The organism is Tepidanaerobacter sp. EBM-49 (genome assembly GCF_001896645.1).
Lineage (GTDB): Bacteria > Bacillota > Thermosediminibacteria > Thermosediminibacterales > Tepidanaerobacteraceae > Tepidanaerobacter > Tepidanaerobacter syntrophicus.
Map to the genome: position 1 here is coordinate 1 of NZ_MPPE01000012.1, position 26,344 is coordinate 26,344.

Sequence of the window (26,344 nt, forward strand, 5' to 3'; positions counted from 1 at the left end):
CGATAGCTCAGCGGTAGAGCATTCGGCTGTTAACCGAAGGGCCGCAGGTTCGAATCCTGCTCGAGGAGCCATTTTTATGTACAAAAGTTTTAATACATAACAAGCCTGCCGATAGACTATCTTGCCATTATACCTTTCGTTTATTAATACATATATAGCCTTACCTGATTGAACTTGACTAAGGCCTGCCATCAGAAAATTTGTCAGCCGCGAGAAATTATAGATTGTAATTTAAAATTTAAAAAAGCAGGATTTTAAGGGTAGCGCGTCGAACTCCTAAGTAACTTCATACAGTTTGTGTGAAGATAGTTTTGCCAGAAAGTCAAGTTAATATAAAAAATAAGGCAAAGGAGGCATATTATCAATGCTCACAAGAATTTGTGCCGGTGGTGTAGTTTTTTTTAAAGACAAAGTGCTGATATTAAAAAACGAGAAGTCAGAATGGGTACTGCCAAAGGGAGTAATAAGGCCAGGCAGGCTTGCTCAGGAAGTTGCTGTTGAGCGAGTAAAAGTAGAGGCAGGAGTTAATGCTCGCATAGTTTCATGCGTAGGAGAAACATGTTATGAATTTTATTCAGTAACAAGGCAAAAACCTGTATGCAACCAAATAACATGGTTTTTGATGGAAGCCTTATCTGAAGATTGTACTCCGAATACGGAGCTTGGTTTTTCAGATGGAGGCTTTTATCCTATTGAAAAGGCTCTTGACATGATAACATACAGCCAAGATAAAGCCCTCGTTAGCACCTCTTACAAGCGCTATTTAGAGTATTGCAAGGAAAGAAGCAACGACGAAAAAGATGAAGTGATAATTTAAAATAGCCTTTAAAAAATCAACTCCCCTGCAAATTGCCAAGTAGGCTGATACAAGGGAGTTGATTTTAATTTTCAGCAAAACCTTTTGCCTTTTCAATAGCCTTATATAATTCATCCCTTTCAAAGGGAATTATGGGATTTCTTTTATCTGAAGAAATCATAAACTTGCCTTCAGGAATTATTCTTCCTATCACCGTGGCAATGATGCCTGCATTTTCTAATTCTGTTATGACTTTATCTGGTCTAGAAGTGCAAATTAGCATAGAGCCACTTGAAATAAGGCCTAAGGGGTCTATATCAAAAACTTTACATATTTCCTTGGTTTCAGGTAATATAGGGATAAGTTCTTCTTGTATTTCAATGCCCACACCCGATGCCTCTGCAACTTCATAGCAGGCTCCCAACAATCCGCCCTCAGTTATATCATGCATAGCCGAAACGCCTGCTCTTGACGCAATTATTCCTTCATCTACTACGCTGATTTGCTCAATAAAGGTTTTTGCCCTCGCAACTATTTCTTTTGGAAGCCTTCTAACAAGGAAATCTTCAAAATCAGAAGCAAGTATTGCAGAACCTTCAAGACCTAAAGCTTTTGTAACAATTACGGCATCGCCTGGCTTTGCACCTGAAGATGTTACAAATTTGTCTTTATCCGTAATTCCTATGGCTGTGGTGGATATAACGGATTTTGAAACAGTGGGAGTAATTTCACTGTGGCCTCCCAGAATTTCTACATCTATCCTTTTTGCCGCCTCGTCTATTCCCTTCATCAATTCTTCAAGAAGGCTTTCGTCTGCGCCTAAAGGTAAAAGCAGTGTAACTAAAATGCCAAGAGGTGCTGCTCCGCATGCTGCAATATCATTGCAAGATACATAAACTGCAAGACGACTGCTTTGAATATCAGCTCCGGTTATAGGATCGGTAGACAAAACGGCTACTTTTTCACCAAAATCTATAATGCTGCAATCTTCTCCAAAGCTTGAGTGTATCAACACTTCATCTCTCAGCTTGCCGGTATACGGATAAACACTGGATTTTAAAATTTCCGGCGGAACCTTTCCTGTTTTAAACATTAGAATCTCACCTCAAAATCTGTCTTCATCATTGAAAGTAATATTTTTAAGCCTATTATATAAGAAAAGCGAAATAACGCCACCGGCCGATACCTGAACAAAATCTCCGGCAAGCTCTACCGGCACAGCTCCGATTCCATATAGTATACCTGCCGCAAGTGCGTAGCCTGCCATCATTATAATGGCCCCGGCGACTATGGCAAGATACTTATTTTTTTTCCCGAGAGCACCTACCACATAACCTTCAAGACCTTTGATTATAAAAGTAATAGGGGCCCACACAGGATATCCCCCGATAATATCGGATAGCGCAGAACCAATACCTCCTATCAAAGCGCCGGGTCCTGGCCCATACAGCAGCGCAGTAAGGTAAATAACGGCTTCTCCTAAGTTAAAATAAAGATTAAATGTAGGAACCGGAAAGCGCAGCACTACAGTTGCTATAACTAATAATCCGGAAAAAAGTCCCATAAATGCAAGTTTTCTAATCCTCTCATCCATTAAGCTATCCTCCCAAGCTGTATCTATTAAAGTCTAATGGTATTATATCAGAAAGAAAAAGCCTTTGACAATGTATTTTGCAACTGATACAAATATCTAATGTTGTCAATTTGTTAAAAACATATCAATTAAAAGAATTTTTTATTTAAAGAAGGAATTTATAATTTTATGTCGAATATGTACACTAGATAAATACCTAATGTATACCAAAAAATTTAATTTAACAAATCATTCAAAAAGGGTGTTGCAAACTATGGATATTTATAGCATTGACGCTTACAAAAACGAAATTTCAAAAAAAGCTTTTGCTTATGAAGAAATAAAGCGAAAAATAATAAACAATGAACTGAAACCTGGACAAGTGCTTAATGAGCGAGATTTATGTGACATGCTTAATGTAAGCAGAACCCCTGTCAGAGAAGCACTTCTGAAGCTTGCAAATGATGGGTTAGTAAATATAATGCAAAATCGTGGTGCACTAGTGTCAAATATAACTTATGAAATGATTACAGAAATATATGATGTAAGGTGGGCCCTAGAGAGCCTGGCGGCAAGACTTTTTTGTGAATATGCGCTCGACGAAGAAATAAAAAAATTAGGTGATACGTTAGAGAACTTAAAGCACTCAAAAGAAAGTGGTGATATAGAGGAGTTTGTTAAAGAAGATAGGAAATTCCATAACATAATTATAGAAGGTGCAAGAAATAAGAAGTTAATTAGCATAATGGAAGGTATAAATTCCCAGGTGGAGCGCATAACAAACCTTACAAAAAAAGATGAAAAACGTTCAGAAACTACCTTGATACATCATGAAAACTTGTTCTCTCAAATCCAGCAACGAAACAAAGAAGAAGCGGAAAAATTCATGAAGTACCATATAGCAGAAAGCAAAGATTATCATCTGGGCAACCTAAATCATTTACTGGCTAGGTTATGATAATGAATATACTAAACAGCCAACCAAGAAACGAAAGAGGAGGTGCAATCAAATACTAATATAGAAAAAAGTAAATAAATTTACCGAAAATTAGATTTATTTAACAGGAGGAAGATTAATGAAAAAGCTAATAGTAATTTTGATGGTCGTTTGCTTAATTATGTTGACTGGCTGCGGCGGAACAAAGACTGAATCAACTACCGAATCTACTTCACAAGGATCACAAACGCCAAAAGAAGAAACGAAACAGTATAAAATAACTCTGATCTTAAAAAATCTCACTAATCCAATGTGGATTTCTGTAAAAGAGGGAGCTGAAGCTGCTGCAAAAGATTATGGAGTTGAACTTACTGCCTTAGCTCCTTTAAAAGCTGATAATAATGAAGAGCAAATAAGGCTTGTGGAAGATGCGATAACTAAGCGCGTAGATGCAATAGTTTTGATACCCGCAGATAGCATGGGCATCATTCCGGCAGTCGAAAAAGCAAATGAAGCCAATATTCCTGTCATCAATGTGAACACTAAAGTTGGCGGCGGAAAAGTTGAAACATTTGTTGCTGTAGAAAACTATGATGCGGCAGCTAAAGTAGCAAAAGCCTTGGCTGAAAAATTAGGAGGGAAAGGTAAGGTTATAGTACTTGAAGGAAAAGCAGGTGCACAAAGTGCTATTGATCTAAAACAGGGGGCGGTGGATACCTTTAAAAAATATCCAGACATTGAAATAGTGGCATCTCAAACTGCGAATTGGAATAGGGCTGAAGCGATGCAGGTAACTCAAAATCTTTTGCAAGCACATCCGGATGTTAATGCTATTTTTGCATCAAATGACGAGATGGCAATGGGAGCAGTTGAAGCAGTCGATCAAGCTGGATTAACAGGCAAAATTCTCATTGCTGGGCTTGATGCAAATGCAGACGCACTACAGGCAATAAAAGAAGGTAAAATGACTCTTACATGTGACAAGAGAGGCTATGATCAAGGATACGTCGGCGTCGAAGCTGCTATTAAGTTTTTAAACGGTGAGCCTATAGATGATCGCATTATTATCGATACAACGATAGTTGATAAGTCAAATATTGACGAGTATTTGGCGAAATTGAAAAAATAATTTTTCTTGGTTGTTAAGGCGCGTTAGAAAGCACAACTTAGTAATGCCTTAACAACCAAGAACCTCAGGAGTGTAAACAATGAGCGATCAGGATATAATCTTGCGCCTAGAAGGCATAAGCAAAGAATTCCCCGGTGTAAAAGCTCTTGATAACGTGAATCTAGAAGTAAAAAAAGGCGAAGTTCACGTTCTGTTAGGTGAAAATGGAGCAGGAAAATCTACATTAATGAAAATTTTGAGTGGTGTATATAAAAAGGACAGCGGAAAAATATTCTTAGAGGGTAATGAAGTTCTTGTGAATAGCGTAAAAGATGCTGAAAAACTTGGCATAGGTATCATTCATCAGGAGCTTAATTTATTACCTTATAGGGATATAGCCCAGAATATTTTTCTTGGAAACGAACCAATAAAACGCAAAATCTTAAATGTACAAATAATTAATCAAGATAAAATGTATTCTGAATGTGATAAACTCCTACAAACCATAGGCATAAATATTGACAGCCATACTATGGTTAAAAATTTGGGGATAGCTCAAAAACAAATGATAGAAATAGCAAAAGCCTTGTCGCTAAGGAACTTAAAAATTTTAATTATGGACGAGCCAACAGCAACACTAACCAAAGGAGAAATAGACAAGCTATTTTCTCTAATTCGTGCTTATAAGGCAAAAGGCATAAGCGTAATCTATATTTCCCATAGAATGGAAGAAATACAAATGATTGGAGATCGTGTTACAGTATTAAGAGACGGGAAATATATTGGTACAGTTCCAGTGAAAGAAACTCCAACTTCTGAATTAATAAAAATGATGGTTGGTCGTGAAATTACAAATTTGTATAACAAGAAATACAACGTACCTGGAGAAGAGGCATTGAAAGTCGAAAATTTAACTTTACGCGGCAAGTTTACAGATATAAGTTTTAAAGTACACCAGGGAGAAATTGTGAGTTTTTATGGATTAGTTGGTGCTGGCAGAACGGAAGTTGCAAAAACTATTTTTGGTGAGTATAAATGTGATAAAGGAAATATTTATACATTTGGTCAAAAATTAAAGGATAGTTCTCCAACTACTTCAGTAGAAAAAGGTTTAGGACTTTTGCCAGAGGATCGGCGCGAAGAAGGACTCATTACAAAAATGTCGGTAAAGCAAAATATTGTTCAAGCAAGCTTAAAAAAAGTTTTTCCAACATGGATTGTGAACGATAAGATAGAAACTGAAATTGCTAAGAAGACAATAACTCAATTAAATATAGTTCCACCGAATGAGAATGCAATTGTTGGATCTTTAAGTGGAGGAAACCAGCAGAAAGTTGTTTTAGGCAAATGGCTGCTGACAGAATCAGAAATTTTAATATTCGATGAGCCAACAAGGGGCATAGATATTGGCGCCAAAGCCGAAATTTACGAATTGATGAATAATTTAGCAGCAGAGGGAAGAGCAATAATGATGATTTCGTCAGATTTACCTGAAATAATCGGTATGTCTGATAGAATTTATGTAATGTATCAAGGGAAAATTGTTGCTGAATTTAATCACGAAAATGCAAATCAAGAAAAAATAGTGAACTTTGCTATAGGAAGAGGTGAAGTATTGTGAGTGTGCATGACTCTAGAAAGTATTTAAGAAAAATTCCTGGGATAGTGTATGGCCTCTTCCTTATATTGATAATATTTAGCTTAACTGCTGATTATTTTTTTACATTTTTAAATTTAATGAATATAGCAAAACAAGCTTCTGTCCTTATGGTAGTATCGCTTGGAATGACACTAACAATATTGTTGGGCAAAATTGATATGTCTGTAGGTTCTATTATGTCATTAGTTGGAGTAATTACTGGCATATGTCTTCATGATAACATTTCTATTCCTATGTCGATGATTACAGGGCTTGTATGTGGCTCTGTTATAGGAATTGCAAATGGTTACCTTATTGGTTTGGGTAACTTTGACTATTGGATTGTAACTTTTGCGAATATGGGCATTGCACAAAGTTTAGCACTTGTAATATCAAATGGTGCAACAGTACCTGGTTTTAGCAAAAGCTTTAGATTTATGGGAGATGGACAAATATACGGCGTGCCGGTAAGCATAATCATAGCCATATCAATAACTTATGGAATTATATATCTCACATATCACACTAAATTTGGTAGTGATGTTTATTCTGTAGGCGGAAATGAACAAGTTGCTAGATATGCTGGAATAAACACTGGGAAAATAGTTTTCAAAACATATGTTTTATCAAGCCTCCTTGCGGGATTTGCTGGTATTTTGTTAGTTTCAAAAGTTAATTCAGCTAATCCAATAGCTGGGGCTGGGTATGAATTTGATGCTATAGCTGCTACATTAATTGGCGGGACCCCTTTTGATGGTGGCAAAGGTGGAGTTTTCGGTACGCTAATAGGTTCTTTTATTATTGCAACACTAAGGAACGGACTGAACATGTTGGGCTTTACACCACCGATACAATATACACTTATAGGATTTATAATAATCTTGATAATAATTTTCGATGTTTTAAATGAAAAATATCGAAAACAGAGAGGAGAAGCGGCTAAATGAAATACAAAGCCATGGATTTTATTCTAAAGTATGCAAGATTCTTGATACTGATTATTCTTCTAATTTCTCTTACATTCTTAAGCCCCGCATTTATGACCTTTAAAAATATAACTAATGTTTTAGGACAAGCTTCTCTTCTGATAATAGTGAGTTATGGAATGACTTTAGCGATAATAGTAAAAGGTATTGACTTGTCGATGGGCTCCGTTTTAGCGTTATCTTCATGTGTTGCTGCGAGCTTCATAAAATCCGGAAATTTAGTAGCAGGAATAGCTACAGGGTTGTTAATAGGATTATTATGTGGCTCAATTAACGGAATTGTAATAACAAAAATTGGACTTACACCCTTCATAGCTACCTATGGAATGGATTGGATTTCTAGGGGACTTGCTTATGTATTTATGGGCGGAACGCAAATCTACGGGTTTAATAAAACTTTTCGATTTATTGGCAGCGGAGAAATTATGGGCATACCGCTTTTGATTATTGAAGTTTTGCTCGTGACATTAATCTTAAGCTTTGTGACATATAAAACTATTTATGGAAGAAACATTTATGCCATTGGTTGCAACATAAAGGCTACTAAACTTTCTGGAATTAATACAGATAGAATAGTGATTTCTGTATTTGCCATCAATGGGTTACTAGCTGCATTTGCTGGTATATTATATATTTCAAGGCTTAATGCAGCAGAAGCTTTAATTGGAACAGATTTTACACTTAATTCAATTGCTGCAACATTAATAGGTGGTACACCCTTTTCCGGAGGAGAAGGAGGAATTGGTCGAACTATAATAGGTGCGGCAATTATGACATTTCTTATAAATGGTATGAACCTTTTAGAAATATCACCATATTGGCAAACAGCTACTGTCGGATTTGTAATTCTTTTATCTCTGTTTATTGAAAATATTAGTAAACATTTTCAATATAAGAGTATTTGAGAATAAATATTTAACATAGCTATAAAACAAAAGGAGAGAATTAACATGGCAGATGTAAAAGAGAAAAAATGGTTATTAACAGACAATCCTGCAATTATCTTTGAAGATAACAGTGTTGGGAGACTTAAGAAACAAACATGGGATGCAAGCGAAAAAGAGATTGATGAAATTTTAAAAGAATACGAAATACCATCTGATTCAGAATTAGGCAAGCCTGGTACGTATATCCAAAATACACCAAGAGCTAAAGTTATTGAAAAAAGAAAGAAAAATGATGTAGTATTAGTTCCTATAGGATGCACTGAAAACCATGGAATCCATGCTAATACAGGCCTTGACACATTTATGGTCACTCAGATATTGGAGGGCGTGAGAAGGTATACTGCAAAGCAGGGCAGAGAAGTAAACCTTGCTTTTCCTCCACTAAACTATGGAGGGCATCCTTATCATCATTTGGGAATGCCTGGAACGGTCATAATGCCTAAAGAAGTTGTAGAAGAAACCATAGTTTATACAATGAGAGGTCTGTGGAATGATGGTTTTAGAAAAATAATCTTGGTGAATAACCATGGGCATCTGTGGATGCTAGAATCAGCTATCCAAGAATTTATGAAGAGATACCAGCTGCCGGGCATATATCGTGTCATTGATTGGCACAGAGCTGTAAGAGAATTTTTCTATCCGGTAGATCGACCAGACAGTTTAGAAACCCATTTTGTGCATGCAGACGAAAGCGAAACCTCAGTAGGATTACTTCTGTTTCCTGGAATGATTGACATGAGTGTAGTAGTTGACGCTGAACCAGAAAGCTTCCTTCCGGAAGGACATTTTGATACATCCGTAGACCCTTATAGGAGACCTAGTCGCTGGTCTGAAGGTGAAGGGCACTCGGCAATTGAGAGAGCAGCAACACCCGCAGGTGTTGTAGGTAAACCTAGTCTTGCAACGGCTCGAAAGGCTAAAAGACCTATTGCTGCAATTCTAAAGTACTTAACGCTTGTTGTTGATGAAATATTAGAAGCATTTCCACCGGGAACCGTTCCTCCTGTAGAAAAGGTAACACTTCGTACAGAAGAAGAAATGGTGCCATTCCTGAAGGAGCCATTGAGTCCTGGCTGGAAATCCGTAGACGAACTGCCTATAATAGGCGGATGGACCAAGCTATAAATAGAAGCAAAAAAGATCCTTATTCCTTAAGATGATAGCAGCAAAGAGTATAAGGCTTAAGCCTTATACTCTACATTTTAAATTTTGAGGTGGTAACATAATGTTTAATTTGAAAGGAAGAAAAGCCATTGTAACAGGCGGAGCTTCAGGTCTAAGTCTCGGAGCAGTAGAAGCTTTGCATGAGGCAGGTTCTGAAGTGGCCATAATAGATGTTTCAAAAAAGGTAGAAGATGTAGCTGAGAATTTTTCTAAAAATGGTGAGAAAGTTTTTGGTATCCAAGCAGATTTATCAAACCGAGACGATCTGAAAAAGGCATTTGAAACAGCTGTTGAAAGATTAGGTTCATTAGATATTTTGGTAAATGGTGCCGGCATCCAAAGAAGAAATAAATGCGAAGAATTTTCTATAAAAGACTGGGATGATGTTATAGAAATAAATCTTACATCGGTATTTCAAATGTGTCAGCTTGCAGGCAGATTAATGCTAAGACAAGGACATGGCAAAATAATTAACTTTGCTTCGATGTTAAGTTTTTTTGGAGGCTACACGGTTCCTGCCTATGCTGCAAGTAAAGGAGGCGTGGCACAGCTTACTAAAGCGTTATCTAATGAATGGGCAGCAAAAGGAATTAATGTAAATGCAATAGCTCCGGGATATATGGCAACAAGCCTTAATACTCAGTTGATAAATGATCCTGAAAGAAGCGAAACTATACTAAAACGTATACCTGCAGGAAGATGGGGTACGCCTGATGATATAAAAGGCTCAATAGTATTTTTGGCCTCTGATGCTTCTGACTATATAAGTGGCGCCATAATTCCCATCGATGGCGGCTATCTTGCAAACTAAGGAGGATAAATCTTATGAAAAATGAAAATAACATTATAGACGCTATAAATGCAAATAAAATAATAGCCATCATAAGAGGTATAGATAAAGAACATATTGTTAAAACCGCTGAAGCACTTCTTGCAGGTGGTATTAAAATAATGGAAATCACTTTGAATCGTAGTGATGCCGTAGAAAGTATAGAAATGCTCTGCAAAACTTTTAGTGGAAAAATGCTCCTTGGTGCAGGCACTGTCTTAAATAAAAAACAAGTTGAAGAAGTAAGTAAAGCAGGTGCCATGTTTATAGTCTCTCCGAATACAGACAGAGAAGTGATTGAACAGACAAAAAATTTAAATATGGTATCAATTCCGGGAGCACTTACGCCAAGCGAGATAGTTGATGCTAGAAAATTTGGCGCAGATTTTGTAAAGGTTTTTCCAGCAGGTTCTTTAGGACCGAATTATATTAAAGCTATAAGAGCGCCGCTTGACAATATTCCTCTTCTTGCGGTAGGCGGTATAGATACAGAAAATATGTGCGAATTTCTTAAAGCAGGAGTTGCAGGCCTTGGAATAGGGGGAAATCTGGTAGATAAAACTCTCATAAGTAGCGGCAAATATGATGAAATAAGGGAAAATGCTGCCAAATATGTAAAGAAACTTAAGGAGGTTTAACTACGCTGACAGTATATTTTGACTCAGGAACCAGCAATTCAAGGTTGTATCTTATAGATGAAGATAAAGTAATAGATTATGAATTAAAAAATGTAGGTTCAAAAGATTCATCTATCACAGGGAATAATTGGGTTTTGCTTGAAGGCTTAAAGCAGATGTATGATGCCGTTCTTGCAAGAAATGGCCTAACAGATGCTAACATTTCTAACCTCTATGCTTCCGGGATGGTTACTTCTCCTTTCGGTATAAAAGAAGTTCCCCATCTTAAGGTTCCTGTGGATAGAGCTAAACTCAAAGTAGGTATATACAAGCACTATGAAGATATTTTTTTCAAAAGAAATATAAATCTTATTCCAGGTGTGAAAAGCGTACCTCCTACAGACTTTTTAGACAAGCATAATATATTTGAAGTAAATTCAATGAGAGGCGAAGAAGTTGAGATTTTTGGAATATTAAGTTGCCTTAACAAAAATATAAGAAATTCAAATATGGCAATAGTATTACCAGGGTCACATACACAAATAGCACGCATTCAAAATGAAGAAATTACAGATCTTGTATCTATGATGTCAGGTGAGCTTTTCTACGCGATTTCTACATCTACCATAATATCTTCATCAATAGACAAAAACTTTGTAAACATTGATTTTGAAATGGTTAAAAGGGCTTTTGAAATAATGAGAGAGTATGGGTTTAACAAGGCAGTATATGTAATAAATACTATGAGGATATTTGACGTAGCTGACAAGGATGCTAAAACATCATTTTTAGAGGGCATCATTTTTGGCGGAGATGTTATTTGCATAGAAAAATATTTAAAAACGAAGTGGTTTAATATCGACAATATAGTTATCTATTCCAATAAGATTTTTGCTGATATATATAAATTTTTACTTGAAATTATAGGGCTTGATTTAAATGTGATGGTTTTCGAAAAAACAAAAGAAAGAGATCTTGCGGTAAAAGGATTTTTGGAAATTATTCAATCCGATGATAAAAGGGGCGAACCATATGGTGGCTAAAATATTAGTTACTTCCAGATCTTTTGGCCAAGTATCTGATGAGCCTATAAATTTGCTGAAGCAAAACGGTTTCATAATTGACTTTAAAAAGGAAGAGGAATTATATATAGAAGAAGAATTTGCAAAAATTATCGGCCAATACGATGCCGTTATAGTTGGTGCAGATCCGATAACAGCTAAAGTAATAGAGGCAGGAAGGAACTTAAAAATAATTTGTAAACATGGTACAGGAGTTGACAATATAGATTGCAAAAAAGCTAAGGAAATGGGAATCCTAGTCACAAATGTCCCGGCAACAAACTCTGATGCCGTAGCTGATTTTACTTTTGGGCTAATAATAGATATAGCACGAAGAATATCTGAAAGTGTATGCAAAGTCAAAGCTGGTAAATGGGATAGATATATTGGCGTAGATATCTTTAAAAAAACTCTGGGAATAGTTGGATATGGTGCAATAGGAAGGCGAGTTGCAAGAAGGGCAATTGGGTTTGATATGAAAGTTTTGGCATATGATCCATATGTAAACAGCGATAATAACAATAATTTTGTAAAGTTTACAGATTTGGATACCCTTATCAGAGAGTCTGATTTTATTTCAATTCATGTTCCTTTAAACGAAAACACAAAACATTTGATACAAGATAGCAAAATGCGACAAATGAAGCAGGGAGCTTTTATAATAAATGCGGCAAGAGGAGGCATTGTAGATGAAGAAGCTCTGTACAGAAATCTTCTTAATGGCCACCTCGGCGGAGCTGCTCTAGATGTTATTGAACACGAACCGTTAGGCAACAATCCATTGGTAAATCTTGATAATGTAATTATAACATCACATATAGCATCTTATTCAAAGGAAGCGATAAATGCTGTTAGTATGACTTGTGCACGTAATGTAGTAAAATTTTTTAAAGGTGAAAAACCCGATAATATTGTAAATGAATAAGATTAACATTTTGTAAATAGAAGGTGAAAAATTATGAAGGCATATGTATACCAAGCTCCTCAAAATATTCAAATAGTCGATCAAGAAAAACCTGTGCCTGAGCAAGGTCAGCTTTTAATAAAAGTAAAAGATATAGGCATTTGCGGGTCGGATATTTCGTTGTTTAAAGGAACTTACAGCGGTCCGCATAAATACCCCTTACTTTTCGGACATGAATGGTCAGGCATCGTGGAAGGAGTCGGAAGTAATGTAACCGGTTTTAAGATTGGCGACAAAGTAACAGGCGACTGTTCTAAATATTGCGGCCAGTGCGAGTATTGCAAATCAGATAAAAATTTGTGTGAGCACATTGAAAAGTACGGCATTACAATCGATGGAGCATCTGCTGAATATATAGCACGAGATGCAAAATATGTTTATAAAGCACCAGATGATCTAGATCTTGACTTAATTTGCCTTACAGAACCAGTGTCTGTAGCGGCACATATGATTAAAAAAATTACACATATAGCCGGCGATATTTCTAACAAAAAGATTTTAATAATGGGCGGAGGGCCTATTGGTATTGCAAGTTTAATGCTATTAAAGAAATTTTATAATTGTAGAGATGTATCATTATATGATATTGTAAAAAGCAGGACTGAACTTGCGGCAAGTCTTGGTGCTGCAATACCACCAGAGGAAATATTTTCCGCAAGTATTGATGATAGTAGCTATGAGGCTATGTATTCCAATACAAATTATGATATGGCAATAGAAACTACTGGAAATGAAAAAGCTTTTGCTAATACCATTTCAATTACGAAACCATTAGGCATTATCGGTTGCGTAGGAATGATGCCAAAAGCTTCCATTATCCAAAAACTCATTGTTTTAAAATCACTTACAATTATAGGAAGTATCGGAGGCACAGGAGAATTTGAGGAAGTTTTAAACTTTATGAAACAAAACCCAGAATATGTACACTGCTTAATAAGCCACAAATTTCCTATTAGCGATTATGAAAAAGCATTTGATGCTTGCAAGAATGTATCAACTGCTATGAAAGTTCTCCTATATTTTTAAAGACAAATGAGAGGAGAAGACAAATATGAGTAAAATGCAAGCTGCGGTATTATACGGTCCAAATGATTTAAGAGTGGTTGAGACAGAAATACCGGTACCTGCTGAAGAGGAAGTGCTAGTAAGGGTCAAAGCTTGTGCTATTTGTGGCACAGATCCGGAAATCATTGCTCATGGATGGCCTAATTGCCCTCCTTACGGAAGCTTTATACCAGGTCATGAATTTGCAGGAGAAGTAGTGGCTTTGGGACCGAAAGTTACCGAATTCAAAATTGGAGACAGGATTGTTGCAGAGCCTCATAAAGGCTGCGGAAAATGTATTAATTGTATACGGGGGCTTTATACGACATGCCTGAACTATGGAAACATTGAAAAGGGTCACAGACATTATGGTTTTACAGTAAATGGAGGATACGCAGAATATGTAGCCATCCACATAAATTGTTTGCATAAAATACCTGAGTCAATATCTTACGAAGAAGGAACTATAGCAACGGCTGCAGGGACGGCCTTGTACGGAATAGAAAGAGCGGGTTGGATATGGCCGGGCGAGATCGTAGCGGTTGTAGGTCCCGGACCCATTGGCCTTATGGCAGCTCAGCTTGCTAAAGTATTTGGGGCAAGCAAGGTTATATTAATAGGGACAAGAAATTCGCGCCTGGAAGTCGGCAAAAAAATAGGCGCAGATATTACAATAAATGTGAAAGAGGAAAACTTAAATAACAGAATAGAGGAAATTACTAATAACATCGGCGTTGATTTTACTGTAGAAGCTTCCGGAAGCCAAGATGGAGCAGTTCAGGCAGTAGACATCACTAAAAAAAGCGGCAGGATTTCTCTTATTGGAATGTACAAAGAAGATGTAAAAATAGACTTGAACCACGTTGTGCAGTATAATATGACAATGGCAGGCGGCAAGGCTGAAGGAATGTGGTGTATAGAAAGGGTTATACCTCTGATGGCTGATGGAAGAATAAATGTAAAACCGTTGATTACTCATAAATTCCCGTTAAAAGATATAAACGAAGGAGTTAAAACTTTCAAAGAAAGAATAGGCGGAGCTCTTAAAGTTGTAATAGAACCTTAAACCTTAAAACCGCCAACTATTGATTTTCTCGGCATTGTCCGATATAATAAAGAGACAATCGAGGATTTTCAATAGCGATGATGGAGAAAAGTAAGCACCACTCTTTTTTAGAGAGTCGGCGGCAGGTGAAAGCCGGTAAAGAGTTTTGCTGAATTCCGCTCCGCAAGCTGCACCTTTGAAAAGGTGCCGGGTTTTTGTGATCCCGTTAAACAAATTAAGTATTAATTAAGGGTGGCAACGCGAGTCCTCTCGCCCCTTTTGGGGTGGGAGGATTTTTATATGTGATTTAAAACATAATTATTATAGCATAGGAGGGCTAAAAATATGCTTGATATTAAATTTGTAAGACAAAATCCTGATATAGTAAGAAAATCCCTTGAAAATCGAGGGGCAACAGCCGACCTGGACAAGTTTTTAGAACTGGATGAAGAACGCCGAAACCTTCTATTTGAAGTAGAGAAATTAAAAAACTTAAGAAACTCTGAATCAGAAGAAATTGCCAGAAAGAAAATGGCCGGTGAACCTGTTGAAGACCTTATAGCTCGCATGAAGGAAGTTTCTCAACAGATTAAAGAAATGGATGACAAATTAAGTGAAATAGAAAGGTCCATGGAGCAGATACTTCTTACAATACCTAACATCCCCGATGAATCAGTACCAATAGGAAAAAGCGATGCCGATAATGTAGAAGTTCGCAGATGGAAAGAACCTACAAAATTTGATTTCGAACCAAAGCCTCATTGGGATATAGGAGAAGACTTAGATATACTTGATTTTGAAAGAGCAAGGAAGATAACAGGAGCAAGATTTACTGTTTATAAAGGAGCAGGTGCAAGACTAGAAAGAGCCCTTATAAATTTTATGTTAGACTTGCATACTCAAAAGCATCATTACAAAGAGATATTTCCACCATTTATAGTAAATCGTGAAAGCATGACAGGAACAGGTCAACTGCCAAAATTTGAAGAAGATGCATTTAAGCTGGCTAATAATAATGATTATTTTTTAATCCCTACAGCTGAAGTTCCGGTCACTAATTTGCACCGGGATGAAGTGCTTTCAAAAGAAGATTTGCCTATTTACTATGTAGCTTACAGTGGCTGTTTTAGAGCAGAGGCGGGTTCTGCCGGAAGAGATACTCGCGGCCTTATAAGACAGCACCAATTCAATAAAGTGGAATTAGTAAAGTTTACCGATGAGACAAGCTCGATGGAAGAATTGGAGAAACTTACTGCTGATGCTGAAGAAGTGCTACAATTATTAGGCTTGCCTTATAGAGTAGTGGTTTTGAGCACAGGAGATTTGGGATTTTCTTCTGCGAAAACTTACGACATAGAGGTTTGGATGCCAAGCTATAACCGGTATGTAGAAATATCTTCCTGCAGCAATTTTAAAGATTTTCAGGCGAGAAGGGCAAGGATTCAATACCGGCCAAAAAATGGCGCAAAACCTGTATTCGTCCACACACTAAACGGTTCAGGCCTTGCGATTGGCAGAACTACAGCGGCAATACTGGAAAATTATCAGCAAGCCGATGGCACGGTTGTAGTTCCTGAAATATTGCGCAACTATATGGGAGGGCTAAGCAAGATAGATTAAAAGCGGGGATTTACCCCCGCTTTTTTTACATTAAGAATAGCACAGCCACAATTGTTGATACAACAAGACCTATTAGAACCGGTATAAGATTCTTTCTTGCAAGATCCATGACAGGAACTCCTACTATACCTGCTACAGCGATAAGAGAGCTCCATGCTACGATAGTTCCTCCGCCTGACCATATATTGCTCATCTGTCCAATGGCTGCAAGAGCAGCAGCTACTTTCACATCTCCGCCTGCCATTGCACCGGCCAATGTTCCACTCATAGGAAGGCCGGAAAAACCGGAACCGTCAAGACCGCCGATTATTCCAAGAATCAGCATGCCGAAAGCGGCAAGGAATCCTTGAGGAGGGATGGATTGAGCAAGCATTTGCCCCATATCAAACAAGAATCCGGGAGCTCCTTCGCCCAAAATCCTGACCACAACTTCGGGATTGCCGAGGAAGAAAAATCCGGCTATAGGCAGTATTTGACCCATCACCTTAAATGCAAAAACCACGCCATCAGTAAGATAATCCGCTATAGTGTCAAGGCTTTTAATACCGTCTACAAGAATAGTTGCGATTGTCATTATCAAAACAGCAGTGCCGCCCAGAAGTGCTGAAGCATCTCCGCCTGTAATGTTGAAACGAAACATGGCATACACAACTGCTATCAATGAAATGACAGTCAGCCACATAAGAAATGGAGCATAAGCCTGACCACGATGTGCCTCTGCTTTCATTTTCATTTCAGGCTTTAATTCACCTATTAACGACTCTCCCAAATTTTCTCTCTTAAAGAATTTAATTTCATTTCTCATCATATAGTATGCTATTACTATTGCGATAATACCTGTGATTAATGAAAGAATGGCGCCATATGTTGTCATGATTGAAACCGGTATGCCTGCAGCCTTAGCCGAAAGACCAGGGGCACCCTGGATTACCATATCACCGGAAAGTGCCATGCCTTGGCCGGCAAGCGCCATAGCTACTGCAGCTGCCATAGGAGGCAAGCCAGCTTCGATGGCAGCCGGAACCAGTAAGGCACCTATCAAAGGAACAGCCGGTGTAGGCCAGAAGAAAAGTGAGATAATGTATGTTGCTATTACAAGAACAACATAGCTTATAAGAGGGGATGTCATTAACTTTTTCATTGGAGCCACAAGCATCTCGTCAGCTCCGGTAACGCTGATAGATTTTAACATGGCAAACATCAAACCAATAATCAAGAAAATGTTCCCAAGTTCCACAAGGGCGGTTAATTGAGAATTAAAAACCGCAGTAACAGCCCCGACCAGACTTCCCTTCCAAAGGAGTCCGATTAGGAAGGTTGAAACTATACATGGTATAAGAACATTTCTCCGAAATAACATGGCTACAAGAACCGAGACTGTTCCTATAGCATAAATCCAGTGAGCAGTGGTCATTTTTACTCCTCCGTTTCTTTTTTTAAGACTCAAACAATAATAAATAAAGATGGCTGCATAAAGACCTATAAAACTTATACAAAAAATAATTGGAGGAAAATAGACAGTTATAAGTTTTTAGTAATCACCTCCTCATCACAGATGAGCAATTAACTACAGTTATTATATTCGACATAAAACTTAAAAATCCTTCTTCTTAAGCAGAACTGTCTAAAAAAATTAAAATGTTGTCAATGATAATAATTATCAACTCAATTCAGCTTTAATCGATGATTTATTGACACTTGCTGTCTAAGAATGATAAAATAAAAGCAATAAAGATCTGATGTTTCAGAAGTCCTGATGCAGAAGATATAAAGTCCATAGTCCCTGACTGCAAAGAACTGTATAACACAGGGGGTTAACACAGGGGGTTAGTCCCTCTGTGCTCTTCTCTGAGCAAAAAGGCGAAGGACATTAAGCAGAGTTTATTTTATTCATCAAATAATGCTTATCATCCCTCGATTTTTGCGAGGGTTTTTGTTTTATCAAAATGAAAGGGGAAGGCCATGGAAGACAAGAGAATAGGTGTTGTGGGGATTGTAGTCGAAGACTTGGAAAGTGCCGGTGCAGTTAATTCTATATTACATGAATATGCCAATATCATCGTTGGAAGAATGGGCATACCTTATAGAGAAAAAGGGATTTCAGTAATATCACTTATTGTAGATGGCACGTCAGATGAAATTAGCGCTATGACGGGCAAATTAGGGAAAGTCAAATCTGTGTCCGTAAAATCTGCGATGACCAAAAAGCTTGAAACAAAGTAAATTGGAGGTGCAAAATAATGAAAGATGAAGACCTTAAACCTTTTAGTATCAGATGGCTTACAAGAACTGCAATACTTTTAGCAATAACACTGGCTTTTCAGATGTTAGGTTTTCCTCAAATGGTAACAGGCCCGGCGGTAAATGCTATGCTTCTCATATCAGGTACATATGTTGGAATAATAGGGGCGGTTATAATTGGAATGCTTACTCCATTAATAGCTTTTGTAAGGGGTATTTTAGCACCGCCTTTAGCGCCGATGATTCCGTTTATAATGGTGGGTAATGCAGTCCTTATAATTGCTTATGTGATATCTCGCGCAAAGCTGGGAAAAGGTTATGCCGGCTCTGCCGTGGGCCTTATTATAGGCGCAATTATTAAGTTTTTAATATTGTCATCAGCTGTTAGATTTATTGTAAGCGTTCCGCCTCCCGTGGCAAAAGCAATGCAGATACCGCAACTATATACAGCATTATTAGGTGGCGTGATTGCGTTTATAGTAGAGAAAATTTTGGATGCAGCTATTAAACAAAATAGAGCTTAAAGATAATTTAAGGAAGAACGAAGAGTTCTTCCTTTTCACGTATAAAAGGCTTCGCTCTAGTTGAGTTTTTTAAATAAGGAACATATCTCCTTCCTTTTCCGTCTAAAAAAATAGAAACAAAAATTATTAAAGGAGAGGATTATGCCATGAAGTTTAAAAAGCTATTCGCAGTAATTTTATCCGCAGTATTTATTTTTTCATTGGGGGGCACAGCATTTGCTTTAGATCAAATGAGTATACCAAATGAAATTATAGATGAACAAGAAACAAATACCTCTGAACCTTGCGAGGAGTTGGGGGTATGTTACAAAGCATTTACCGGTGTTGTTAAAGAGATAAAGGATCGAGAGAATAACCAGGGTTCCAAGATGATCTTCGTAGAGAACGAAGAGGGAGCACCTGCATATGTTATCATAAGTCATGATACGTATATTCTAGAAAATGCCGAAATCAAAATAGGAGATACTATAAGCGCATACTATGACACGAGAAAGCCCATGATAATGATTTATCCACCTCAGTATGCAGCTGAAGTAGTGGTTATTGAGAGCCCGGATAGAAATGTTAAATTTGATATTTTTGACGAAAATCTTACAAGTTCTGATAATCAATTAAAACTTAACATTTCAGATGAAACCGAAATCGTATTTTACGATGGAACACCTTACGAAGGGGAACTTGCGGGGAAAAGGCTTGTAGTAATCTATACAATATCTACAAAAAGTATACCTGCTCAGACAACCCCTGAAAAAGTGATTGTTCTTCCTGACAAAATAGAAGACATGGCAGGGTATGACGTTTCAAGTGCAGAAATTATAGTCGAAGATAAGAAAATAGAAGCTCCACCTGCTTATGAAAAAGAAGGCACGGTAATGGTTCCTTTAAGAGCTATCGCAGAGGCCTTGGGATACGAAGTTTTATGGCATAATGAAACACAAAGTGTATCATTGGGACAGGATATACAGCTGACGATAGGAAAAAATGAATATATTGCAGACAAAGATATAATTAAACTTGAAAGAGCGCCGGAACTTTGTAACGAAAAAACTTTTGTGCCCTTGAGTTTCTTTAGAAAAGTTGTCAAGATGAACAATGCTTATTTATTTGAAGGACAGATAGTGATAGATAATAACGAAGTAATGGAATAAGTTTTAAAACTGCAAATAAGCCACCCGGAATCATATAACATGAGGGTGGCTTATTTTTGATTTTTACCTTCATTAATTAGCAAGGTTCAAAGCCTGCATACCCTTTTCGGTTATGACCAACGTTTTTATAGGTAGAGCGCCCTTTGCTGCCGGGCAGCCAGCACACGTTTTACAGTCGCCGCTGCATTCTACGCCAAAGGATTCCTCTTTAATATAGCCCATTGCCTTAAGCTGTTCTACCAGATGATGAGCCATGTCTTCGCTTACTTTGAGATTTCTTGCAAGCTGTGTCAAAGAGTAAAATTCCATTTTACTTATTTGTATTAAAGCTTCGAATAACATTTTTACACCTCACGATCCTTGCCGCTTTATTACTCAAAACCCAAAAGCCTGCCGATTTGAAACACAAGAACTGAGGCAGTCCAACCTGTTAAAAAAGTATAGACAACAGCGAATAAAGTCCATTTCCACGAATTTGTTTCTCTTTTTATTGTTCCTATAACAGCAGCACAGGGAGTATAAAGCAAAGCCATAATCATAAAAGAAAAGGCACTAAGTGGAGTAAAAGCCTGTTGGATAGATGATATAAGCTGGGTGCCTTCCTGGACACCTGCATATACCATGCCGAGCGTTGCCACAACCGCCTCTTTTGCAACTATTCCTGCAAAAAGTCCAACAGATGCCTGCCATGTACCAAACCCTGCAGGCTTAAAGATAGGGGCAATAAATGAACCGATCCTGCCTAAAATACTGGCTTGGCTGTAAGGTTCTACGCCATAAGGCAGCACGGACAGCGCCCAAAGCAATGTAACCAATAAAAAAATAACTGTTCCGGCTCGCTTCAAAAATCCACCGACTTTATCCCACATGTGTATTAAAACACCCTTTAAAGTAGGCATGCGATAAGGCGGAAGCTCTAAAAGGAAATAAGAAGCTTCACCTTTAAACAAGGTTTTACTGAAAATTTTGCCCATCAATACAGCCACAACAAATCCTATAGCGTAGATGGTAAATAAAATTATTCCACCATTATCCGGAAAAAATGCTGATATAAATAGCAAATAAATAGGCAACCTTGCTCCACAAGATATAAAAGGATTAATGAGAATGGCTATCATCCTGTCTTTTTCGCTATCTAAAGTTCTTGCCGCCATTATGCCTGGAACATTACATCCTATACCAACTATCATTGATATAAAGGTCTTACCGTGAAGACCCAGCGCCATCATTACCCTGTCCATTATATATGCGGCTCTTGCCATGTAACCGCTGTCTTCAAGTATGCCTAGCAAGATATAAAGCACCATGATTAAGGGAATAAATTCAAGAACCACTCCGATTCCACCAAAAATACCATCAGTTATAAATGCGATTAACAGTTCCGGAGCCTTAATACTCTCAAGCCATGAAGCCACATTACTACCCAAGACTTCCAAAAAAAATGCTACACTATCTCCTAAAATATTCTGGCCAACAATAAAGGTGAGTTGATAAATAGTAAACATTATCAAGGCAAGTATAGGAAGACCTAGCCATTTATTTGTGAGCACCTTGTCGATTTTATCAGAAGTGGTTTCGATTTGCTCCAAAGGCTGCTTTACGCAGTCTTTGACAATTTCATTTATAAATTCATATCTTTTGTCTATAATTGCGATTTCGGGTTCAATGCCCAAAGATGTTTTTAAGTCATTTATGCAAATTTTAGCTTTATTTGCAACTTCTAATGATTCTTTTTCTATATAATCCATTATATATCTGTCGTTTTCTAAAAGCTTTAGTGCTAGCCAATTAGGGGGATAGTCGCCGCTAATGCCGCTTTCTGTTATTATTTGAGACAAAGAAGAGATTGCACTATCTATAGCGGGACCATAAGTAATTTTTACGCTTGGCGGCATTTGACCGTGAACAGCTTCGGCAATTTTTGCTTTCAAATCATTAATGCCGCTTTGCTTAGAAGCAACTAAAGGAACGATTGGTACGCCAATTTTTTTCTCAAGAGAATTTACATCAATTTTAATTCCCTTATTTTCAGCTTCGTCGATCATGTTAAGGGCTATTATTACTTTTGTTCCCATTTCTAAAAGCTGAATTGTGAGATATAAGTTTCTTTCTATAGCAGATGCATCGACTACATTTACAACTAAATCCGGCTTATCCATTACTATAAAGTTCCTTGCAACAACTTCATCTTGAGAATAAGCAGTAAGACTATAAGTGCCAGGCAAGTCCACAATCCTATATTCATCGCCGCCAAATCGCAATTTTCCTTCTTTTTTTTCTACAGTGACACCTGGCCAGTTTCCAACATACTGATTGGCACCGGTAAGAGCATTAAAGATGGTAGTCTTGCCGCAGTTAGGATTGCCGGCCAGCGCTATGATGTGCATGAAGACATTACCTCCCTTGATTGATAATCATTCTCAACTAATATTAAATAAAAAATGGATTTAACTAAATTTCTGCTAAAATCCTCTTTGCTTCATTTTTTCTAAGTGCAAGTTTATATCCGCGAACTGAAATCTTAATCGGATCTCCTAGAGGTGCCATTCCCTCTACAAATATTTCAGTGCCTGGGACAATACCCATTTCCATGAGTTTTTTACCTATATTTCCATCCGAAATATTTTTAACCCTTGCCCTTACACCTATAGGGGCACTATCTAAACTTACCGTCATTTTAAAGCACCTCCATGATTAGTGTTAATTTGAAAATATAAGATAACGAAAATCATTCTCAAACCTTACCTATAGAATACCACCCTATACAAAGCATGTCAATGATTTTTACTCTATATATAATATAATAACCTCCAATCATAATCACCTACCAAATAGGCGTTTTACTCACACCTATAAGAGGCAGTTGCCGGTCAAAACCTAAAAGCACCGGCTACGCGGATGATTGATTTTGAGTGCTTTGAATACTAAATAGAGATAATTATATAGGGCTATAGGTTTTTGCCTACAGCCCTATATAATGCTATATAAACAATGTTATTCCTGCATTTTCGCTTCTAGAGACATATGTGGCTACACCGCCGAGCTCGACACCATCAATGAGCTCTTCTTGTTTTATGCCCATAAGGTCCATGCTCATTGTGCATGCGACAAATTTTACGCCTAAATCCATCGCTGATTTTATCATTGTATCAATGTCATTCACGTTTTTGCTTTTCATAAGACTTTTTATCATGGCAGGTCCTATTCCCAGCATATTCATGTTTGAAAGAGGCATTTTTGATGCGCCGCGAGGCATCATAAAGCCGAACATTTTCTCTATGAAGTTCTTTTTGACCTTTACAGGTTTGTCTTTTCTAAGAGCATTAAGACCCCAAAACGTAGAAAACACGGTGACATTTTTGCCTTGCATAGCTGCCCCCTGAGCAATAATCATAGCAGCCAAAGTTTTATCAAGATTGCCGCTAAATAATACAATTGTGGCATTTTCTTGAGGTGGGGCAGAAGAAGGAAAGGCACATCTGCTTTCTTTGTCTCCCTTTTGTATAAGCGCCGTGTATTTGCCGTTATCACGGGTAAGAGAAATAAGTTTATGACCATTAGTATTGCACCAGTTTTCTATATCGGCTGCAAAACCATAGTCAGTGGCGGTTACTCTTATTTGATCGCCTTCTTTTGCATCTTTTAGAGTATTATAGACTGCAAGAAGGGGACCGGGACACTGCAAACCTCTGGCATCGATTTCTTTAATGATTTGTGGCGTAGAAGGCGGAGAAACCTCTTGCTTTTTATCCTCAAAAGGGGTGTCTGAGATTGCATTGCTGCTGTTTTGAATCTTATATTTTGCTTCTTTATATGTCAGGTATCCGCCGGAAAGGTTGTAAATCTTTTTAAAACCATTTGCTTGCAATATCCGAATTGCAAGATATGCTCTAAGACCCACCTGACAATTAACATAAATAGGAGTATCCTTTGATACAGGAATTTCATCAATCCTGTTTCTTAGCTCATCAAGCTCGATATTTACAGCGCCTTCTATATGCCCTGCTCCAAATTCAAGAGGTGTCCTTACATCCAGCAAATAGCCGCCATTTTTTACGATATCATCAATTTCATTCCAGTATACCATGTCATAAACACCGTCTGCTACGTTACAGGCAATATAGCCAAGCATGTTTACAGGATCTTTGGCCGACGAATAAGGAGGAGCATAACACAGCTCAAGACCCTGTAAGTCGCGGATTGTGCCGCCAAGTTTTATCGTTGTGGCAATTACGTCTATTCGCTTTTCGGTGCCTTCTCTTCCGACAGCCTGTGCTCCATATATTTTGCCGCTATCCGGGTCAAATAAAAGTTTCATGGCGATTTGAGATGAGCCGGGGTAATAAGTAGCATGGTTTGCAGGGTGGGCATGTACAGCTTTATATTTTAAGCCTTTGGTTTTTAACTGGCGCTCATTGTTTCCGGTTGAAGCTACTGTCAGGTTAAATACTTTAAGGACTGAACTTGCCAGTGCGCCGGTATAATTTACATCTATACCATTTATGTGGTCTGCTGCAAGACGTCCCTGACGATTAGCAGGCCCTGCAAGAGGAACCGCTGTTTCATCGCCTGTTACGTAGTCTGTTATTTGAGCCACATCACCTATAGCATATATGTCTTCGACGACTTGACCGGTTTTAGCATCTATTGTTTGAAGCTGTTTTGTGGTTACAATATGGCCTTTCTTACCTAAAGCCAAGCCGCAGGATTTTGCAAGAGGATTTTCTGAGCACGGAAGATCAGGCGCAACGCCTATTGATAATATGGTCATATCTGTATCAATTTCTTTGCCGCTTTCAAGAACAATTTTTCTGCCCCTATCCTTAAATCCCGCAATACCGTCCTCTAAAATAAGGTCGACCCCATTTGCGTTTATTTCTTGATGGACAATTTGCGCCATCTCAAAATCAAGGGGCGGTAAAACCTGATTAAGTTTTTCTACTATAGTAACTTTGATACCTCGCAAGGCCAAATTTTCTGCCATTTCAATACCGATGAAGCCGCCGCCGATAACTACTGCACGATTTGGTTTATTTTCCTCTATAAATTTTTTGATATCATCTGCATCAGGGATATTGCGCAGGACGAAAAGATTATCAGCCTCGTCTATGCCATCGATTTTAGGTTTTAACGGTTTTGCGCCGGGAGATAAAATTAATATATCATAATTTTCCGTATAGGTTTCACCGGTTTTTACATTTCGCACCTTGACGGTTTTATTTTCTCTATCGACATCTATTACTTCACTAAAATTGCGTATATCAAGATTAAAGCGTTTGGACATTCCTTCTATTGTCTGCACTAAAAGTTTATTTCTGTCTGAAATAACATTGCCAATATAGTAAGGAAGTCCGCAATTAGCAAAGGAGATATACTCCCCTCGCTCAAAAATAATTATTTCATCTTCCTCATTTAATCTTCTGAGTCTTGCGGCTGCAGTAGCTCCTCCTGCCACACCGCCCACAATTAATATTTTTTTCATATTTTCAACCTCCATTGAGTTTTGTCTAGCTTAAGACAAAGTTATCAAAAATTGATGTAATAAACTTTTTAACATCATCATTTGCTATCGCATAATGCACTTCATTTCCTATGCGCTCACATTTGACGATTCCGGCAGATTTAAGTTTGGATAGATGTTGAGAAATGCCGGACTGCGATACCTCTAAGCACTTTTCCATGTATGAAACATTACAGCTGCCCTTTTCAAGCAAACCGTGGACTATGCAAAGCCTTACCGGATTTGAAAGTGCCTTTAAAACCTCAGCAATTTTTGCAAATTTATTCATGTCATTATCCATTTGTGCACTCCCTCACAAATTAGTATATTATAATATTATGATATACTAATAAACTTGTCAATACCTTACTTTTACACCAAAAAATCAACCGGCAGCTGCCAATAATCCTTCAATATCAATACCTAGAGGAAATATTTTTCCTAAATTTAAATCAATATGAAAAATAATAGTTGTGAAATCAACGATATGCTGGTATAATTGCTTAACTTTTTCACCCAGAACAGAAAAAATAAGCCTGTATCCTTTGCAATATAAAGGATACAGGCTTTTCATTTACATCATAAAGTTGTTATGCTACAA

The 26,344-nt window shown here is 37.6% G+C and carries 25 protein-coding genes and 1 other annotated feature; of the genes, 17 read left to right on the plus strand and 8 right to left on the minus strand.

The window, feature by feature from the left end; genetic code table 11:
• Nucleotides 1-364 precede the first annotated feature (364 nt).
• A complete protein-coding gene (locus BUE08_RS01890; protein WP_273038872.1) occupies nucleotides 365-817 on the plus strand; it encodes an NUDIX hydrolase in 453 nt (150 codons plus the stop codon).
• Nucleotides 818-881: 64 nt separating this feature from the next.
• On the opposite strand, the gene BUE08_RS01895 is transcribed toward BUE08_RS01890, so the two are convergent.
• The gene (locus BUE08_RS01895; protein WP_286680219.1) at nucleotides 882-1,889 is read right to left on the minus strand and encodes an AIR synthase family protein; all 1,008 of its coding nucleotides are present in this window, start codon (nucleotides 1,887-1,889) and stop codon (nucleotides 882-884) included.
• Between the two features lie 12 nt (nucleotides 1,890-1,901).
• Nucleotides 1,902-2,390: an ECF transporter S component gene (locus BUE08_RS01900; protein ID WP_059032858.1), complete on the minus strand. Its 489-nt coding sequence runs from the start codon at nucleotides 2,388-2,390 to the stop codon at nucleotides 1,902-1,904.
• Nucleotides 2,391-2,643: 253 nt separating this feature from the next.
• On the opposite strand from BUE08_RS01900, the gene BUE08_RS01905 reads away from it, so the two are divergent.
• The 13 genes from BUE08_RS01905 (at nucleotide 2,644) to serS (ending at nucleotide 16,330) form a co-directional block, all read left to right on the plus strand.
• The gene (locus BUE08_RS01905; protein WP_286680220.1) at nucleotides 2,644-3,327 is read left to right on the plus strand and encodes a GntR family transcriptional regulator; all 684 of its coding nucleotides are present in this window, start codon (nucleotides 2,644-2,646) and stop codon (nucleotides 3,325-3,327) included.
• 118 nt (nucleotides 3,328-3,445) lie between these two features.
• Nucleotides 3,446-4,435, plus strand: a complete 990-nt coding sequence (locus tag BUE08_RS01910) for a sugar ABC transporter substrate-binding protein (protein ID WP_286680221.1) — start codon at nucleotides 3,446-3,448, stop codon at nucleotides 4,433-4,435.
• Nucleotides 4,436-4,514: 79 nt separating this feature from the next.
• Nucleotides 4,515-6,035, plus strand: a complete 1,521-nt coding sequence (locus BUE08_RS01915) for a sugar ABC transporter ATP-binding protein (protein ID WP_286680222.1) — start codon at nucleotides 4,515-4,517, stop codon at nucleotides 6,033-6,035.
• Nucleotides 6,032-7,000 carry an ABC transporter permease gene (locus tag BUE08_RS01920; RefSeq protein WP_286680223.1) on the plus strand — a complete coding sequence of 323 codons (969 nt, stop codon included), beginning with the start codon at nucleotides 6,032-6,034 and terminating at the stop codon, nucleotides 6,998-7,000. The genes BUE08_RS01915 and BUE08_RS01920 overlap by 4 nt, the downstream gene beginning before the upstream one ends.
• The gene (locus BUE08_RS01925; protein ID WP_286680224.1) at nucleotides 6,997-7,944 is read left to right on the plus strand and encodes an ABC transporter permease; all 948 of its coding nucleotides are present in this window, start codon (nucleotides 6,997-6,999) and stop codon (nucleotides 7,942-7,944) included. Before BUE08_RS01920 ends, BUE08_RS01925 begins: the two co-directional genes overlap by 4 nt.
• Nucleotides 7,945-7,989: 45 nt before the next feature.
• Complete coding sequence (iolN, locus tag BUE08_RS01930; protein WP_286680225.1) at nucleotides 7,990-9,111, plus strand: 3-dehydro-scyllo-inosose hydrolase; 1,122 nt, start codon at nucleotides 7,990-7,992, stop codon at nucleotides 9,109-9,111.
• 100 nt (nucleotides 9,112-9,211) lie between these two features.
• Nucleotides 9,212-9,961, plus strand: a complete 750-nt coding sequence (locus BUE08_RS01935) for a glucose 1-dehydrogenase (protein WP_286680226.1) — start codon at nucleotides 9,212-9,214, stop codon at nucleotides 9,959-9,961.
• 14 nt (nucleotides 9,962-9,975) lie between these two features.
• Entirely contained in the window at nucleotides 9,976-10,617 is a 642-nt protein-coding gene (locus BUE08_RS01940; RefSeq protein WP_286680227.1) for a bifunctional 4-hydroxy-2-oxoglutarate aldolase/2-dehydro-3-deoxy-phosphogluconate aldolase, read from the plus strand.
• A gap of 5 nt (nucleotides 10,618-10,622) precedes the next feature.
• Nucleotides 10,623-11,639 (plus strand): 2-dehydro-3-deoxygalactonokinase, encoded by a 1,017-nt coding sequence (locus BUE08_RS01945; protein ID WP_286680233.1) that lies wholly within the window; start codon nucleotides 10,623-10,625, stop codon nucleotides 11,637-11,639.
• The gene (locus BUE08_RS01950; protein WP_286680228.1) at nucleotides 11,629-12,582 is read left to right on the plus strand and encodes a phosphoglycerate dehydrogenase; all 954 of its coding nucleotides are present in this window, start codon (nucleotides 11,629-11,631) and stop codon (nucleotides 12,580-12,582) included. The genes BUE08_RS01945 and BUE08_RS01950 overlap by 11 nt, the downstream gene beginning before the upstream one ends.
• Nucleotides 12,583-12,615: 33 nt before the next feature.
• Nucleotides 12,616-13,647 (plus strand): zinc-dependent alcohol dehydrogenase, encoded by a 1,032-nt coding sequence (locus tag BUE08_RS01955; protein ID WP_286680229.1) that lies wholly within the window; start codon nucleotides 12,616-12,618, stop codon nucleotides 13,645-13,647.
• Between the two features lie 25 nt (nucleotides 13,648-13,672).
• A complete protein-coding gene (locus tag BUE08_RS01960) occupies nucleotides 13,673-14,731 on the plus strand; it encodes a zinc-dependent alcohol dehydrogenase (RefSeq protein WP_286680230.1) in 1,059 nt (352 codons plus the stop codon).
• A 68-nt stretch (nucleotides 14,732-14,799) separates the two neighbouring features.
• Nucleotides 14,800-14,991: a binding site (T-box leader), on the plus strand.
• A gap of 64 nt (nucleotides 14,992-15,055) precedes the next feature.
• On the plus strand, nucleotides 15,056-16,330 hold the full coding sequence (gene serS / locus BUE08_RS01965; protein ID WP_059032857.1) for a serine--tRNA ligase: 1,275 nt from the start codon (nucleotides 15,056-15,058) through the stop codon (nucleotides 16,328-16,330).
• 25 nt (nucleotides 16,331-16,355) lie between these two features.
• Here the strand turns inward: serS and BUE08_RS01970 are convergent, their stop codons facing one another.
• Nucleotides 16,356-17,744: a hypothetical protein gene (locus tag BUE08_RS01970; RefSeq protein ID WP_213950871.1), complete on the minus strand. Its 1,389-nt coding sequence runs from the start codon at nucleotides 17,742-17,744 to the stop codon at nucleotides 16,356-16,358.
• Nucleotides 17,745-18,292: 548 nt separating this feature from the next.
• Here BUE08_RS01970 and BUE08_RS01975 point away from each other — a divergent pair.
• The 3 genes from BUE08_RS01975 (at nucleotide 18,293) to BUE08_RS01985 (ending at nucleotide 20,243) form a co-directional block, all read left to right on the plus strand.
• Nucleotides 18,293-18,553 (plus strand): TM1266 family iron-only hydrogenase system putative regulator, encoded by a 261-nt coding sequence (locus BUE08_RS01975; protein ID WP_059032855.1) that lies wholly within the window; start codon nucleotides 18,293-18,295, stop codon nucleotides 18,551-18,553.
• A gap of 17 nt (nucleotides 18,554-18,570) precedes the next feature.
• On the plus strand, nucleotides 18,571-19,095 hold the full coding sequence (locus BUE08_RS01980) for an ECF transporter S component (RefSeq protein WP_059032854.1): 525 nt from the start codon (nucleotides 18,571-18,573) through the stop codon (nucleotides 19,093-19,095).
• A gap of 146 nt (nucleotides 19,096-19,241) precedes the next feature.
• Entirely contained in the window at nucleotides 19,242-20,243 is a 1,002-nt protein-coding gene (locus BUE08_RS01985) for a copper amine oxidase N-terminal domain-containing protein (RefSeq protein ID WP_286680231.1), read from the plus strand.
• Nucleotides 20,244-20,315: 72 nt separating this feature from the next.
• On the opposite strand, the gene BUE08_RS01990 is transcribed toward BUE08_RS01985, so the two are convergent.
• The 5 genes from BUE08_RS01990 to BUE08_RS02010 form a co-directional block, all read right to left on the minus strand.
• Complete coding sequence (locus BUE08_RS01990) at nucleotides 20,316-20,585, minus strand: FeoC-like transcriptional regulator (protein WP_286680232.1); 270 nt, start codon at nucleotides 20,583-20,585, stop codon at nucleotides 20,316-20,318.
• A 29-nt stretch (nucleotides 20,586-20,614) separates the two neighbouring features.
• On the minus strand, nucleotides 20,615-22,630 hold the full coding sequence (feoB, locus tag BUE08_RS01995; protein WP_059032851.1) for a ferrous iron transport protein B: 2,016 nt from the start codon (nucleotides 22,628-22,630) through the stop codon (nucleotides 20,615-20,617).
• Nucleotides 22,631-22,694: 64 nt separating this feature from the next.
• Nucleotides 22,695-22,919 carry a FeoA family protein gene (locus BUE08_RS02000; RefSeq protein ID WP_059032850.1) on the minus strand — a complete coding sequence of 75 codons (225 nt, stop codon included), beginning with the start codon at nucleotides 22,917-22,919 and terminating at the stop codon, nucleotides 22,695-22,697.
• 304 nt (nucleotides 22,920-23,223) lie between these two features.
• Nucleotides 23,224-25,725, minus strand: coding sequence for a DsrE/DsrF/DrsH-like family protein (locus tag BUE08_RS02005; protein WP_059032849.1), 2,502 nt, complete (start codon nucleotides 25,723-25,725; stop codon nucleotides 23,224-23,226).
• Between the two features lie 25 nt (nucleotides 25,726-25,750).
• Entirely contained in the window at nucleotides 25,751-26,044 is a 294-nt protein-coding gene (locus BUE08_RS02010) for an ArsR/SmtB family transcription factor (RefSeq protein ID WP_059032848.1), read from the minus strand.
• Nucleotides 26,045-26,344: the final 300 nt, after the last annotated feature.